Raw genomic sequence first — 14,169 nt, forward strand, 5'->3', positions numbered from 1 at the left:
AGTGCTACATGTTGGCAAAGGTATTTCCTTTTTTGGCCTGGTTCAAAAACTACGACAAGGCATCTCTGCAGCTTGACGCGCTTTCGGGCCTGACCGTGGCCCTGGTTCTGATCCCTCAATCCATGGCCTACGCCCAGCTCGCGGGGCTGCCCGCCTATTACGGACTATACGCCTCGTTTCTGCCGCCGATGATTGCCGCGCTGTTCGGGTCGAGCCGACAGCTGGCCACCGGACCGGTGGCGGTGGTCTCACTGATGACAGCGGCCTCGCTTTCTCCGCTGGCCACCGCAGGCAGCCCCGGGTATATCTCCTATGCCATCCTGCTGGCCCTCATGGTCGGATTGTTTCAGCTGACGCTGGGCCTTCTGCGGTTGGGGCTGGTGGTCAATTTTCTGTCTCACCCGGTGGTCAACGGGTTTACCAACGCCGCCGCCATCATCATCGCCTCTTCCCAGCTTTCCAAAATGTTCGGTGTGTCTGTCGACACCGCGCCGCACCATTATGAGACCATCATCCATGTCGTTAAGGCCGCCGTCCACTACACCCACTGGCCGAGCCTGCTGATGGGGGTATTTGCCTTCGGCGTCATGTACGGCCTCAAATGGCTTTCGCCACGGATTCCCAATGTGCTCGTGGCCGTGGTCATCACCACCTTGGTCTCCTGGGCAACGGGATTCCAGCATGACCGAAACGCCAGCATCGAAGACATCGCCTCCCCGGCTGTTCGCAACCTGATCGAACAGTTCAACACGGCGTCTTCATCGCTGCCATCCCTTGCCGAAGGGCGAACGCAGTTCGGTGAAGCACTGGACAAGGCCAGGCAGCGTCACGACGAGATCGGCGTTCTGGATGCCGGGCACCATGTGGATGTGATGAACCTGAATATCTCCCGCCTGCAGGAAAAAGCCCACAGCTACCGGGAGCGGATCAGAGCGATTCTGCTTGCCGGTGTTCCCCAGGCCGATGGTTCCTTGACATTTTATGCCCGAGGCGCCGTTCCCGACGGTATGGAGAGCGACGGACGCACCTGGCGGTTCAAGGTCGGCAACCAGCCCCTGGACACCGGGAACCTCAAGATGACCGGCGGCGGCGCTGTGGTCGGCAGCATACCCAAAGGTCTGCCATCGCTGGACATGCCGCCGATCAACGTCGGGGTCATGTTGCACCTGTTGCCTTTCGCAGCGATTATCTCGCTGTTGGGCTTCATGGAAGCGATTTCCATCGCCAAAGCCATGGCCGGAAAAACCGGACAGCGGCTGGACCCCAACCAGGAACTGATCGGACAGGGATTGGGCAATCTTTTCGGGGCGATCGGTAAGAGTTATCCCACATCCGGTTCCTTTTCACGATCGGCAGTCAATCTCCAGGCGAGGGCGGTCAGCGGATTATCAAGCGTCTTTACCAGCCTGGCGGTGGTGATCGTTCTTCTGTTTTTTACGCCGCTGCTCTATCATCTTCCCCAGTCCGTGCTGGCAGCCGTCATCATGATGGCCGTTATCGGCCTTCTGAACGTTTCCGGTTTTATCCACGCCTGGAAGGCCAAATGGTACGACGGCGCCATCTCCATCATTTCGTTCGTCGGCACCATGGTATTTGCACCCCACCTGGACAAGGGGATCATGATCGGTGTCGCGCTCTCCCTGATGGTCTTCCTGTACAAGAGCATGCGCCCCAGGGTGGTGTTTCTGTCCAGGTCGGCGGACGAGGAACTGCGCTGCGCGACGACCCATGGGCTCAAGGAATGCCCCTATGTGACCCTGGTGCGTTTTGATGGCCCGCTTTTTTTTGCCAATGCCAGCTACCTGGAAGACACCATAACCGAAATCATACGCAGCAAAGAGGGCCTCAATCACATCCTCATCGCTGCCAGCGGGATCAATGACATCGATTCATCCGGCGAGGAAACCCTGTCGCTGCTCGTGGATCGGGTCAGAAGCAATGGCATCGACATATCCATGAGCGGGGTCAACGAGGCGGTCATGGAGGTGTTCGAACGCACTCACTTTCTGGCGAAAATCGGAGAGGACCACCTTTTCCCGACATTGGACAAGGCCATCGTCACCATCCATGAATCCGCTCACACGCACAGTCAGGAAGCGGACTGTCCGCTGTTGACCGCTTGCCGGCTTGTAAAAGCCTGAAAGGAGGAGTTCCCCATGCCAGTCATTTCCCTATTCAGCGGCAGCTACTGCAACGAGAAACAGGTCCTCCGGGAAATTGGTGTGCAGACCGGTTACCGGATGATTTCGGATGAGCAGATCGTTGACCAGGCCAGCCGTCTTTCCCATATCCCTGAAAACAGGATCGCGCGGGTGTTTTCCGATAAAACATCGGTATTCAACCGCCTGACCCGTGATCGGGAGCGTTCCCTGGCATATCTCCGGCTGGCCCTGGCCAAAACCCTTTCCGAAGACGACCTGCTCATCAGCGGTTTCGCCGGTCAACTCATCGCCCGCGATATCCATCATGTACTGCGGGTTTGCCTGATTGCGGATATGGATTCGCGCGTTGCCGCCGCCGCCGGTGAACTCAAAATTTCTCAACCTGATGCCCTCAAACGCATCCACCGTGAAGATGAGAAGTGTGCCGCATGGATGCACATGATTTTCGACGTCAACGATCCATGGCGTGCCTCCCTTTATGACATCTCCTTTCCGACCGACAAGACAGCTTCGGAAAAGATTGCTGAAATAATAGAAAAAAGCATTGCCGCGTCGGTTATCAAACTCGCCGGCCGTTCCAGACAGGCAGTCGATGATTTCACCGTTGCCGCCCACGTGGAAATTGCGTTGGTCGAAAAAGGCCATACCGTGGGGATCGACGTCCGGGAAGGCGCCGTCACCCTGACCATTAACAAGCATGTGTTGAGGCTCAATCGCCTTGAAACAGAACTGAAGGGTATCGCCGGGCAGCTGCCGGGCGTAACATCCGTCGAGACCCGGGTGGGGCCCGGGTATTACCAGACCGACGTCTACCGGCGCCAGGATTTTGAAGCGCCATCGAAGATCCTGCTGGTGGATGACGAGAAAAAATACGTCCAGACGCTGTCGCGGCGGCTGATGATGCGCGAACTGGAATCGGCGGTGGTCTATGATGGCGAATCGGCCCTTGAACTGGCCCGGGAAGACGAACCCGATGTCATGATTTTAGACCTCAGGATGCCGGGAATTGACGGCATCGAAGTGTTGCGCCGAGTGAAACAGACCCACCCGGCGATCGAGGTGATTGTTCTGACCAGCCAGGGCTCGGAAGCCGATAAAAAGATTTGCCTTGAACTCGGTGCGTTTGCCTTCCTGTCGAAGTCGGTCGATATCGATGCACTGAGCAAGACCATCAAGGCCGCTAACGAGAAAATCCGTAAAATGCAAGCAGGCCGGAAGGCGAACCAAACGGATGGTTAGGCTCACAAAAACAGGCCGCGGCCCAGATTTGGCGGATCATGTTTTTTCAACTCACACCGGTGGAGGGTGCCATGGAAACGGACAATACGATTAAACTTCTTTTGGTCGATGACGAGGTCAAATTTTTGAGGGCGGTTTCGGAACGGCTGTCCATCAAGGGCTTCGACGTAACGACGGCAACCAGCGGGGATGAGGCCGTCGAGGCGGCCGGTAAAGGGGGCTTCGATGTCGCGGTGCTGGACCTGCAGATGCCGGGAACGGATGGCGCCCAGGTGCTTAAGATCCTCAAGATGAATCACAAATATATCGAAATCATCATGCTCACCGGGCACGCCACAGTGGATTCAGCCGTGGCATGCACCCGGCTCGGTGCGTTCAAATACCTGGAAAAGCCTTACGATTTCGACAAGCTGGTAGCGGCGCTCAAAGAGGCCTATCATGCCAGGCTGGAGAAAAAATTCGAAAGCAACCAGAAGCGCATGGCGGCCATTCAGAAGCTGTCCATGCAGCAGTCTCCGCTGGGTCTGCTCAAGGCTTTGGCCCGGCTTGATGATGATGAAAAATGAAATCCGTTGACGCAGGTGCATGCGGCAATTTATTGCATGTATTCAGAAACACGCCATTGGGGCGGGAAACCCTGATGCAGTTCCTGTACTTTTGCCGCACCCTGGCGGTGGGCTTGACGATATACGTCCCGGATGCGGTGCGTTTTTTGATGTACTTCGACCTCGACGCCGTTCAGGTCGACCTGGACCGGTCTTATCTCAATGAACCGGAAACGGCCGTCGACCGCGTACTTGCCCTTGCCTCCGAGGCCGGACTGAAGCCACGGTTACTGCGTCCCAAGAATCGTACAGCCAGCGATCTGCCGGACATCCCCACGCATTTTGCGTTCATGTGCTGCCCACGCAGCGTCAGTGATCTGTCCTCAAAAATCGGTTTGGGCTGCATCGGCCCGAAAGTCAGGCGCATCATCCGTTCGGCGGATTTTCCCGTGTTGCTGTCATCACCGGTTTTCAAACCCTGGAAAAGCGTCCCCGTTTTATTCGGTGGATCGGACAGTGCGTTGAATGCGTTTCGATCGGGTATCGAGATCTCCAGGCGCTCCGGATACCCCCTGGACTTTTTTATCCAACTGGAGCAGGACCCCGGTTATTATGAGGGGAGACTCCGGGAGGCATGTCTCGAGAAAGCGGTGGCGCTGTATTGCCGCGATCGATATCAGTTCGCCGGTGGCGAGTTTGTCCACAATCTATATGATCTGCCCCATGACGCGTTGGTCCTGTCGGGAGCCTATGGCCACGGCTTGATCAAAAACATGCTCTTCGGCAGCAAGGTGGAGCGTGCCCAGGCGACGCTGACCAACAGTATGCTGGTCAGCGGCCCGCATTCAGCGGTGAGTTTGAACTGAAGTGAACGCGGGAAGAAAAACTTTTTGACCCCAAGATACCTCAACGCGGCCTTTCCGGATGGTTCGACGCCATGCGGCGGGGGAACCGCCGCCAGGGGGTTTAAAAATGAAAATGAAGACGGCAGCTGAAATCTTATTGCTGGCCGCGGTGCTGATGTACGCGTTCCCGGGAAAGTCGACTGCCGGGACGGATTCGGGCGTCCCTGAAATGCAGACGGTTACGGTGTTTTCGTACCATGCCGGTCCGGGGGATTCCCGCCAGACCGCATGTGCCCTGGCCCTTTTCGGTGCAACATATAAGGCGGTTGTATTGTCGGCCGATCATTTGGCCGGCAAGGGATGGTTAAAAGACTACGGGGACAGGCAAATGGAAGTCTTTTGTCTCGTCGCCGATTCACTGAAAACCGGCATCATCCAGCAATCGTTTTCAGAAAAAGAAGGTGTCGCCACGATTAAGTTCCGACGTCGAATTTCGCTGAACGACTTTGTCCGGGCCGAAATCAGGAACGCTGCTCTGGAGCGGGAAGAACGCCATTTCTCATTGCAGGAAGAGATGGAACCGGTTGTGTCGCCGACCATTGCACCAGGCCAGGAATTGTCCAGAGCGTATCGCTACATCAGAAAATGCCATTGGCGGATGGCAATTATCTACCTGGATCATCTTGAGAATAAATATCCGTGCTGGGGCACGCTTTTTCATGCCAAGGCGATGGCCTATCTGGGGATGCATGAGACCGGGAGGGCACTCAGCGCCTTGTCGTCGGCCTGCCATCTGGGCGACCAGGCAGCCTGCCTGAAAATAAAAGCACCGGGGCCGCCGGATTGAAGCTCGATTGATGCGAAGACCCATGTGGACTTGGTCATGAGCGGACGATACGAACGATCAGCGTGTTGGAAAGGACGTTAAGATGGATGGGGTTGGGTTCCGATTGCCGTTTCTGTAATGGTATACGTGGCCTTGACCTTTGAACTGGTAACCAGGCCGTGGCCGCGCTGCCGGGCGTCTTGATCCTGATTGTGTTGCCGGTGGTGGGTGAACTCACTGCCGGCATGGGGCCGGACCCGATTGTACGTGATCAGCCAGAGGGATGTCTGTGCCTCTGCAGGGTTCGGTGCATTGGGGCGTGTGATGCCAACACCATTACGGGTGACTATCGGGACGGGGTGCGGATGGCCCCGCCGACTTCCACCGCCGGCAATCCAGACCGCTTGCGTAAGGGCTTAAACCGGGTTCCTGGTCCCGGGGGGTAAGCCGGCAGCCCCAACCCTGCAGGTTCTAAATACCACCGGCGTCCATTTTTACTTCAAGGGCAGTTTCCGCAGCACCGATTTGACGCCGTATCCGGCCAACTCGTCGGCTGAGAGCCAGCGAAGCCCCATACCGGCTGCTTTCAAGCCCCCCAGTATATCATCCGTCAGCGCCTTCTGAGTGCCGTCGAAATTGCCGCGCCATACCCGCGCGCCCGTCTTTACATCGATCAGGTAAAGGGCAAAACCGACCGATGCGGGGCTGTCCGGCACATCCGTCAAGGCCCCTTTCTCCCTGTATCGCCACACGGTGCCCACCATCACGACATCCACCCCCATAGCTTCTCCCCATCTGACGGCGCGTTTGCGCGGCGTGTCCGGCGCCGCATCACCGAACCCGTCACGTTGGGCATTTGCAACCTGGGCCGGCGTTATCAGCCTTTCCTGGAAACGTTTTTTCAGGTGGTCATTGACAATGCGGGTCAGTATGAGGTCCGCACCCTCCTTGAGGCCTTGATTCTCGACCCGGATTTTGGAAAAAGGGGTGCTCAGGGGCCTGGCGATCGGCTGGTCGGAGGACTCCAGCTTGCCTGTCAAAAAGGGCATCAGGGCGATCTTCTCGACCTTGATGGCCGCCGGTCCGGTTGACGCCGCCTGTGTCTGTGCGCCGCAGCGGTCTGGGTGAAGGCCGGACAATAGTAACCCCATGGCAAGGACAACGATGCCGACGATGTTTTGGTTCATAGATGCCCCTCCTTTTTCCGGGAGATCCGGTCGGCGTAGGGTTGTTTTTCAGTTTTTACCGTATAAAACCGACAGGTGCCGCCGGGCTTTTTCGTTGGCGAGACGTTTACACACGAATGGATATCAGATTGAACGATTGACCACAACATGGTAAAAAAATAAAGACCCATCCACCGTCGAAATGGGAACGTCCCTGAATCGTTGACCCCTTGCAGAGCAATCTGTATCCTGATGGTTCGGACCTTCTTTCCTTATTCCAGGTCACGATGCATCCCGGGCCCGGTTCACCGGATTCTTTATGGATGGTGACAGAAAATGACACCGCCAGACACGTTGGCACCCATTGCCCCTGTGGATGATGGTTTTTTCGTTCGAGCAACCTAAAGGCCAACAGGAGGATTCATCCATGGAAACTTCCAGTAAAATCCTCACCATCGTTGTGCTCGTCATGATGGTGGCTGTTCTCTTCTGTCAACCGGTCATGGCACAAACGCAATCCGATCGAACCTCGGACGGCTCCGCCACAAAGGTGCAGGAGACTGTCGACGGTCATCATGACCTGAAACCGGATATGGGCAAAATAGATCAGGCCGGAAATAAGGTCGGCGAAAAGATTGAGCAATTCGGGGCAAAGGCCTCGGATCGCGTGGGCGGATGGATCGACAGCAAAGTATATGCGGATGTCAGCTGGCTCATACTGCTCTTCTGCCTGCTGCTGGTTTTTGTCGTGGTGACCCTCGAGCGGTTGGTCCGCCTGCTGATCCAGCGCAAGATTGAAACCATTCCATCGGTCGACGGCCAGATCTCCTGGGCACGCCTTATTCTCAAAGCGGTGATGCGGCCGTTGAGCCTCTTCGTCTGGGTGTACGGCATATACGGGGCACTGTCTCCCCTGTACAGCCATTTCCAGGGGGCCGACGGCAGCAACCTGGTTCACCTCGTGTTCCAGAAAACGGCCACGGTGGGCGGCATCCTGGCCTTTTTCTGGTTTGTCTACCAGTTTGTCCATGTGCTCGACGCCCGCCTGTCCCAATGGGCCGACAGCACGGAGAGCACCATCGACGACATCCTGGTGCCCCTGTTCGGCAAGACCCTCAGAATTTTCATCGTCATCATGGCCGTCATCATCGTGATCCAGAACCTCACCGGGGTGCAGATCGGCCCCCTGCTGGCCTCGCTGGGCATCGGCGGCCTGGCCGTAGCCCTGGCCGCCAAGGACTCCATCGCCAACTTTTTCGGGACCCTGACCATTCTCTTCGACAAGCCCTTTCAGGTGGGCGAGCGTATCGTTATCGACAATTACGACGGCGTGGTGGAGGACGTCGGGTTTCGCAGCACCCGCATCCGGCTGCTTACCGGGCACCTGGTGACCATCCCCAACGAGAAGGTGGTCAATTCCGGGCTGGAGAACATCGGCAAGCGGCCCAACATCCGCTGGCTGACCGACATCGGCATTACCTACGACACGCCGCCGGACAAGATCGAACGGGCCGTGGCCATCATACGGGGGATTGTTGCCGACCACGAGGGCATGCACCCGGATTTTCCGCCCCGGGTGTACTTCAACGGCTTCAATGAGTGGAGCCTGAATATCATGATCCTGGTCTGGTACCACCCGCCTGAATACTGGGATTTTCAGGAGTGGGTCCAGCGTACCTGCCTGGAGATCGCCCGGCAGTTTTCCGCCGAGGGCATCGATTTCGCCTTTCCCACCCGAACCCTGCACCTGGCCGACGATGCCGGACGGCAGGTCAAATTCGAGCTGCCCGAACGGGAGGTGAAACGAACCTGAAATAGGGGCAACCCCTTTTCAGTGATTGCCGGCAGTGCGCTGAAGAAAACACATCACTTTGAGGGACATCGCCATATGGCTCCGCGCCTGTTAAAAATCATTCTACCGGAAAGCCATGGTGCCGTTGCTCTGGATGTTCTCGCCGAGCAGGGGACAACAGATTTCTGGCAGGAGGAGTCGCTGGGGGAAAACCACGTGGTCAGCGTGCTGGTCGATTCCGGACAGAGTGAACCGCTCATGGACCGCTTCGAAAAGGCCTTCTCCACCATCCCGGGGTTCCGGCTGATCCTGATTCCCGTGGAAGCGGCCATTCCCCGGGTCGAAACCAGTGCCGAACCCCAGCCCGGTGAAACGGCCGAACCGGAGACCATCGGCTCCACCCGCATCAGCCGGGCAGAGCTGTATGAAGACATCGTGGACAGTACCCGGTTGTCCGGTTTTTATATCGCCATGGTGCTGCTGTCCACCGTCGTCGCCGCCATCGGCCTGCTCAAGAACAATGTGGCGGTCATTATCGGTGCCATGGTGATTGCACCGTTCCTGGGTCCCAACGTCGCCCTGGCGCTTTCCACATGCCTGGCGGATTATGACCTGGGGAAAAACGGACTGAAGACCCTCGTGGCAGGGGTTTCCGCTGCATTTTTACTCGCCCTTGCCATGGGGTTTCTGCTTGCCGTCGACCCCGGCATCGGAGAGATCGCCTCGAGAACCCGGGCCAGCATATCGGACATCGTCCTGGCCATGGCCTCCGGTGCGGCCGGTGTGCTGGCGTTTACCACCGGGGTGTCGGCGACCCTCATCGGAGTGATGGTGGCCGTGGCCCTGTTGCCGCCGCTGACCGTCTCCGGGTTGCTGCTGGGCGCCGGCCACCTTAACGATTCGTTCTTTGCATTTTTGCTGTTCATGACCAACATTATCTGTATCAACCTTTCCGGCATCATCACTTTTCTGGTCCGGGGGATCAGTCCACGCACCTGGTGGGAGGCGGACCGGGCCAAAAAATATACCCGAAAAGCCCTGCTCACCTGGTCGGTCACCCTGTGCCTGCTGACCGTCCTGATCCTGCTGTGGAAAACAGGATGAGACCATTGCCGGTCAACGAATGAAAACTCGAGAAAAGGCGGGGGATGACATGGCCGAGGTATCCAGCGGGCTGGTATATGCACACCGGATCACCGGTGACAGACGCACGTCGGCTCTGGCCTGGGCCGACATCGACGCATGGCAGCCGGAGCAAGGGCTCTTGTGGGTTCACCTGGATGCGGCCAACGAGACGGCGTTAGGGTGGCTGACCCGCAAGAGCGGATTGAGCCCGATGATCCGGGAAGCGCTGCTGGAACAGGGAACCCGGCCACGCAGCGCGGTCTCCGAAACCGGGGTGCTGATCATCATCCGCGGGGTCAATTGCAACCCCGGAGCCGACCCGGAAGATATGGTGGCCGTCCGCATGTTCATTTCCGACCGGCGGATCATCACCATGCGGCGAAACCGCGTCATGGCGGTTCAGGACATTCACGAGGCATTGTGTTCAGGCAACGGGCCTGCCACAGCCGGGGAGTTCTTGGTCTCCGTGGTGGACCGTATTACCGATCGCATCGGCGAAATCGTCGCGGATATCGAGGATCGGGTGGCCGAGATTGAGGATACCATCGTCAGTGCCGAAACGGCGGCGCTTCGCCCCCGGCTGGCCGAACTGCGGCGCGAGAGCATCAGCCTGAGACGGTATATCGCCCCCCAGCGGGACATGCTGGCCCGTCTGACCCACGAGCGGATCGCCTGGCTGACGGATTCGGACAGGACATTGCTTCGGGAGACGGCCGAGCGGACGGCCCGCTATGTGGAGGACATCGATGCGGCCCGGGAACGGGCACTGATCTCCCAGGAAGAGCTGAACAACCGTCTGGCCGAGCGGATGAACCGGGCCATGTACACCCTGTCCATCGTGGCGGCGATCTTCCTGCCGCTGGGGCTGCTGACAGGGTTGCTGGGGATCAACGTGGGCGGCATCCCGGGGACTGAAAACCCGAAGGCGTTTCTCATCGTCACGGTTTTCCTGGTTGTTCTCGCGATCGTTCTGGTTGGATGGTTTAGAAAAATAAAATGGCTGTAGCGGGCCCCTTTCAGGAAACCCGGGCATGCCTGGCGCATACCGTTTTCAGGGCAACCCACGATGGCCATCGGGCTATACTCGCCCGGCATCAGTGACCCTCATTCGACCCTGTAGGTCACGGTAATCATCCAGGGTGCATAATCCGCATTGGATTTTTTGATGGCCTGGACCACGCTCTCTTTGAATGTTTCTTCGACGATTTTTATTTGTCCGGGCCACAGCTTGAATTTAATCCGCAGATAACGCCATTGGCCGGCCTTTGCCTCCTTGATCCCGAAGGCCTCCGGGGGGGACAGAATGATAGAGCGGTGCTGGTGATACATGCCGCCGGCAATGGCCTGGATCGCCGTGGATATCTTCGCTTCATCGATTTCCTGCGGCAGTTGGATGTCGACATAGGCCCGGATGCAGCCCCCGCGGAACCGGCCGATGACGGCAATGTTCCTGTTGGGGATTAAAATTCGCTGACCGTGCAGGTTGATCAGCGTGGAGAATCGCAGGCCGATGTGGTCGACCCTGCCGATTTCATCACCCAGTTTAACCACTTCCCCGATATTGAGGGCATCCGAAAAGATCAGCGTGAGACCGATCACCAGATCCTGCACAAATCCCTGCAGCCCGAAGCCGACGGCCAGTCCGATGACCGTTGCGCTGGCGAAATACGTTGTCAGTGAAATTTTAAATTCTCGCAGAACCATGCCGACGGCCACGAAATAGATGGCAAACGTCACGGCACTGACCAGGATGGTAATGATGGTGGCAACCTTGGGGTATCTCCGGGTCAGGCTGGTTTCAGATGTTCCATCATGGTCTATTTTGATGGTCAGCAGATATTGACTGAACCGGCGGATAGCCTTGACGGTGAAGTGGGCGGCAACCGCCAGGACGATAATGAGCAGAATTCTCAACATCGGGTGAATTTCGGACAGGATGTCTGCCAGTTTCATCGTCATTATGCCTCACGGTCCAGGCGGTACAGAACGGCAGCCAGAACCAGGCTTCCCGCCAACATCCAGCTTGGACCGAACAGCCAGAGGGCGATGGGCACCGACAGGTAGAACCCCCGCATGCCGATGGTGTAATGCAGCGCACCGTGATTGAGTACCTGGGTAACCGCTTCCGCGGAGACGGTGGAATCGTTTTGCTGAAAGGTGTTGATCATGAACCCGACGTGATTGGTGATGCCGATGGCCGTCGTCAAGGGGGCAAGGCGGACCTTTCTGTAAAGACGCATGTGGTAGACGATAAAAACGACGGCAGTCAATGCAACCAGGATCGTTTCATACAGCGAAATAATTGACATGTCCGGCTTCCGGTATGTAAAATAATTCTTTATGCTATTTCGAAAATACCATGTTTTCTTATTTGGAACGCACTGTCTTAAGGGCAAAGATAGTAATCTTTGCGGTGTATTGGTATTATATTCTTTTTTAACACATACCCAAACACATTAAAATTAATACCTCAATCTTTCATGGAAATGGCCTTGACACGGTTCATATAACGGTATTCGTCCGCAATGCATCTCCAGTTTCTGGAATTCGTCCGACCGGATCCTCCGTCCTTAAAAAGAGTTACAGACGTCAGCGGTTGCCGAGGCGTCTCTGTCCGAAATGGGCAAAGAACTGGAGCTTGCAGGCTTTAACGTGAGAAGTATCATCAAGACCGGTTATCCGTGGCGTAAGATCCTTGAATTAGAGGAACGGGAGGCGCCGTCCATTCTCGTTATCGGATCCCATGGACGGTCCAACGTCAGTGACATGTTATTGGGGTCAGTATCCGACCGGGTGGTTCGAAAATGCAAATAACCGGTGATGGTCATCAAGAGGGACGCGGCGGTGTAGATAAGGCGTTGCGGTCGTTTGGCCCTGGCTCGACCGGTTGGGGCACGCCAATTGGCCGCAGGGGGCCGATCCGGGGCCAGTCGAAGCCACCGGACTTCTAAAATCCCATTAATACCAATTTGCTAAGGGAGCGTTCCAATGCGTCTGATTATGGTGGTTGTTGCAATGATTGCCCTCGTTGGGATGACGGCCAACGCCGCGGAGATATCCATTTCCATGGCCAAAGAGAACTGGTCCGCAGGCCAGCGGATTGAATTCTCGCTGGTCGCCATGGGGGCAGGGCCGGAGGCGCCATCCGATGAATTCTCCGACCATCTGGCCTGCACCCTTGAAAGCGGTGGGCAGGCCCATGCGGTCACCGCCCGAAGGGTCCCGGGGTACGACGTTTCTCTTGCCGGTGGCTTGGCGGGCGTCCAAAAAGCGTTATATGCCTTCGAGCCTCCTGACGGGCTGATGGGGACCGTACAGCTGCGTATTGCGGGCGTCAGGGTGCCGGCAATCCTTTTCGGGATCGCTGCGCCGGCGGAGACACCGGAGGCCAGCGGCCGTTATCCGACGCTGGACTCCCTGTTTACCCTTTACCAGCCGTACCTTGGCAACATGGCCGCATATGAACCCATGTACTTTCTGGTCGGCACGGACCCCGAAAAAAGCAAGTTCCAGGTCAGCTTCAAATATCGCTTTTTCAATCCGGAGTCGGACTTGGCAGAACGTCACCCGTGGGTCAAAGGGTTTAACTTCGGCTACACCCAGACCTCCTTCTGGGATCTGGAGTCCGATTCCGCCCCTTTCGAGGATACCAGTTACAAGCCGGAGTTGTTCTGGATCTCCAGGAACTTCATGGCCGGTGACGCCCCCATCCAGGGGTTGTTTTTTCAGTCCGGATTCCAGCACGAATCCAACGGCCGGGGCGGGGAATTTTCGCGCAGCACCAACTACCTCTATGCCCGGCCGGTTTTCATCTTTTTCAGCGAAGGCCGCCAGTATGGGCTTCAGGTGGCCCCAAAGATCTGGGCCTATGTGAATAATGACGACGACACCAATCCGGACCTGGATGACTACCGGGGCTATTTCGACCTGGAACTCAAGCTGGGCCGACCGGACGGTATCGTGCTGGGATCCGTATTCAGATGGGCCCGGGAGGGACCCTCCGTGCAGTTGGACCTGACCTACCCGCTGCACCGCTTTCTCTTCAACGCACTGGACATCTACCTTCACGCACAGTACACGAATGCGCTTGCAGAGAGCCTTATCGAGTATCGGGACCGCACGGAGGCATTCCGGCTGGGATTTTCCATTGTCAGGTAGACGGCTTTTTACGCAGCGTGTTTATTCCCGATGGCTCCGTCGATCCCACCCGCTTCTGCCATCGCCCGGTTATTGCCGAAGACGGAGAGACCTTGGGCAAAACGCTGCGCCGGTTTCAGGTGCAGGGCATCGCTCCGGACGATGACGTGATCGATCAGGATATCATCCTGGTGTGGGGCCGCTCTCCGAGGATCATTACCGGCGCGGATATTCTCGGCCGGCTGCTGCGTCGGATCGCCGAACCGATCGCCTCGCCGGCGGCGGTCCGGTCCCGCTGATTCTGGTACCCTTTGGTGGTGACTTGCACCCCC

The 14,169-nt window shown here is 57.2% G+C and carries 14 protein-coding genes; 11 read left to right on the forward strand and 3 right to left on the reverse strand.

The genetic code is table 11. The features are described from left to right. The first annotated feature begins 8 nt into the window (after positions 1-8). The 5 genes from DSCA_RS28295 (at position 9) to DSCA_RS28315 (ending at position 5,638) form a co-directional block, all read left to right on the forward strand. A complete protein-coding gene (locus tag DSCA_RS28295; RefSeq protein ID WP_155319632.1) occupies positions 9-2,141 on the forward strand; it encodes a SulP family inorganic anion transporter in 2,133 nt (710 codons plus the stop codon). Between the two features lie 15 nt (positions 2,142-2,156). Next, complete coding sequence (locus tag DSCA_RS28300) at positions 2,157-3,401, forward strand: response regulator (protein ID WP_155319633.1); 1,245 nt, start codon at positions 2,157-2,159, stop codon at positions 3,399-3,401. Between the two features lie 71 nt (positions 3,402-3,472). Next, on the forward strand, positions 3,473-3,967 hold the full coding sequence (locus DSCA_RS28305; protein WP_155319634.1) for a response regulator: 495 nt from the start codon (positions 3,473-3,475) through the stop codon (positions 3,965-3,967). Next, the gene (locus DSCA_RS28310; protein ID WP_155319635.1) at positions 3,964-4,812 is read left to right on the forward strand and encodes a universal stress protein; all 849 of its coding nucleotides are present in this window, start codon (positions 3,964-3,966) and stop codon (positions 4,810-4,812) included. The genes DSCA_RS28305 and DSCA_RS28310 overlap by 4 nt, the downstream gene beginning before the upstream one ends. 106 nt (positions 4,813-4,918) lie before the next feature. Then, a complete protein-coding gene (locus DSCA_RS28315; RefSeq protein ID WP_155319636.1) occupies positions 4,919-5,638 on the forward strand; it encodes a hypothetical protein in 720 nt (239 codons plus the stop codon). A 473-nt stretch (positions 5,639-6,111) separates the two neighbouring features. Here the strand turns inward: DSCA_RS28315 and DSCA_RS28320 are convergent, their stop codons facing one another. After that, positions 6,112-6,804 carry a hypothetical protein gene (locus tag DSCA_RS28320; RefSeq protein WP_155319637.1) on the reverse strand — a complete coding sequence of 231 codons (693 nt, stop codon included), beginning with the start codon at positions 6,802-6,804 and terminating at the stop codon, positions 6,112-6,114. 406 nt (positions 6,805-7,210) lie between these two features. Between DSCA_RS28320 and DSCA_RS28325 the strand changes: the two genes are divergently transcribed. The 3 genes from DSCA_RS28325 (at position 7,211) to DSCA_RS28335 (ending at position 10,706) form a co-directional block, all read left to right on the forward strand. Then, positions 7,211-8,596 carry a mechanosensitive ion channel family protein gene (locus tag DSCA_RS28325; protein WP_167527990.1) on the forward strand — a complete coding sequence of 462 codons (1,386 nt, stop codon included), beginning with the start codon at positions 7,211-7,213 and terminating at the stop codon, positions 8,594-8,596. A gap of 75 nt (positions 8,597-8,671) precedes the next feature. Then, positions 8,672-9,679 (forward strand): TIGR00341 family protein, encoded by a 1,008-nt coding sequence (locus DSCA_RS28330; RefSeq protein ID WP_155319639.1) that lies wholly within the window; start codon positions 8,672-8,674, stop codon positions 9,677-9,679. A gap of 19 nt (positions 9,680-9,698) precedes the next feature. Continuing rightward, entirely contained in the window at positions 9,699-10,706 is a 1,008-nt protein-coding gene (locus tag DSCA_RS28335) for a zinc transporter ZntB (protein WP_231716304.1), read from the forward strand. Positions 10,707-10,804: 98 nt separating this feature from the next. Here the strand turns inward: DSCA_RS28335 and DSCA_RS28340 are convergent, their stop codons facing one another. Together DSCA_RS28340 and DSCA_RS28345 are read right to left on the reverse strand one after the other, a co-directional pair. Beyond that, on the reverse strand, positions 10,805-11,659 hold the full coding sequence (locus DSCA_RS28340) for a mechanosensitive ion channel family protein (protein WP_155319640.1): 855 nt from the start codon (positions 11,657-11,659) through the stop codon (positions 10,805-10,807). Further along, on the reverse strand, positions 11,659-12,009 hold the full coding sequence (locus tag DSCA_RS28345; RefSeq protein ID WP_155319641.1) for a DUF599 family protein: 351 nt from the start codon (positions 12,007-12,009) through the stop codon (positions 11,659-11,661). The genes DSCA_RS28340 and DSCA_RS28345 overlap by 1 nt, the downstream gene beginning before the upstream one ends. Before the next feature lie 301 nt (positions 12,010-12,310). Between DSCA_RS28345 and DSCA_RS33395 the strand changes: the two genes are divergently transcribed. The 3 genes from DSCA_RS33395 to DSCA_RS28360 all read left to right on the forward strand — a co-directional run bounded on the left by DSCA_RS33395 (position 12,311) and on the right by DSCA_RS28360 (position 14,136). Continuing rightward, positions 12,311-12,514, forward strand: coding sequence for a universal stress protein (locus DSCA_RS33395; protein WP_407924261.1), 204 nt, complete (start codon positions 12,311-12,313; stop codon positions 12,512-12,514). A gap of 174 nt (positions 12,515-12,688) precedes the next feature. Beyond that, positions 12,689-13,858, forward strand: coding sequence for a phospholipase A (locus DSCA_RS28355; RefSeq protein ID WP_155319643.1), 1,170 nt, complete (start codon positions 12,689-12,691; stop codon positions 13,856-13,858). Between the two features lie 17 nt (positions 13,859-13,875). Further along, positions 13,876-14,136: a hypothetical protein gene (locus DSCA_RS28360; RefSeq protein ID WP_155319644.1), complete on the forward strand. Its 261-nt coding sequence runs from the start codon at positions 13,876-13,878 to the stop codon at positions 14,134-14,136. Positions 14,137-14,169 lie beyond the last annotated feature (33 nt).

The organism is Desulfosarcina alkanivorans (assembly GCF_009688945.1).
GTDB lineage: Bacteria > Desulfobacterota > Desulfobacteria > Desulfobacterales > Desulfosarcinaceae > Desulfosarcina > Desulfosarcina alkanivorans.

Coding starts and splice junctions, on each gene's coding strand:
- DSCA_RS28300 (WP_155319633.1), top strand. CDS start 2,157: ATGCCAGTCATTTCCCTATTCAGCGGCAGCTACTGCAACGAGAAACAG.
- DSCA_RS28325 (WP_167527990.1), top strand. CDS start 7,211: ATGGAAACTTCCAGTAAAATCCTCACCATCGTTGTGCTCGTCATGATG.
- DSCA_RS28295 (WP_155319632.1), top strand. CDS start 9: ATGTTGGCAAAGGTATTTCCTTTTTTGGCCTGGTTCAAAAACTACGAC.
- DSCA_RS28315 (WP_155319636.1), top strand. CDS start 4,919: ATGAAAATGAAGACGGCAGCTGAAATCTTATTGCTGGCCGCGGTGCTG.
- DSCA_RS28345 (WP_155319641.1), bottom strand. CDS start 12,009: ATGTCAATTATTTCGCTGTATGAAACGATCCTGGTTGCATTGACTGCC.
- DSCA_RS28340 (WP_155319640.1), bottom strand. CDS start 11,659: ATGACGATGAAACTGGCAGACATCCTGTCCGAAATTCACCCGATGTTG.
- DSCA_RS28335 (WP_231716304.1), top strand. CDS start 9,699: ATGAAAACTCGAGAAAAGGCGGGGGATGACATGGCCGAGGTATCCAGC.
- DSCA_RS28355 (WP_155319643.1), top strand. CDS start 12,689: ATGCGTCTGATTATGGTGGTTGTTGCAATGATTGCCCTCGTTGGGATG.
- DSCA_RS28330 (WP_155319639.1), top strand. CDS start 8,672: ATGGCTCCGCGCCTGTTAAAAATCATTCTACCGGAAAGCCATGGTGCC.
- DSCA_RS28320 (WP_155319637.1), bottom strand. CDS start 6,804: ATGAACCAAAACATCGTCGGCATCGTTGTCCTTGCCATGGGGTTACTA.
- DSCA_RS28305 (WP_155319634.1), top strand. CDS start 3,473: ATGGAAACGGACAATACGATTAAACTTCTTTTGGTCGATGACGAGGTC.
- DSCA_RS28310 (WP_155319635.1), top strand. CDS start 3,964: ATGAAATCCGTTGACGCAGGTGCATGCGGCAATTTATTGCATGTATTC.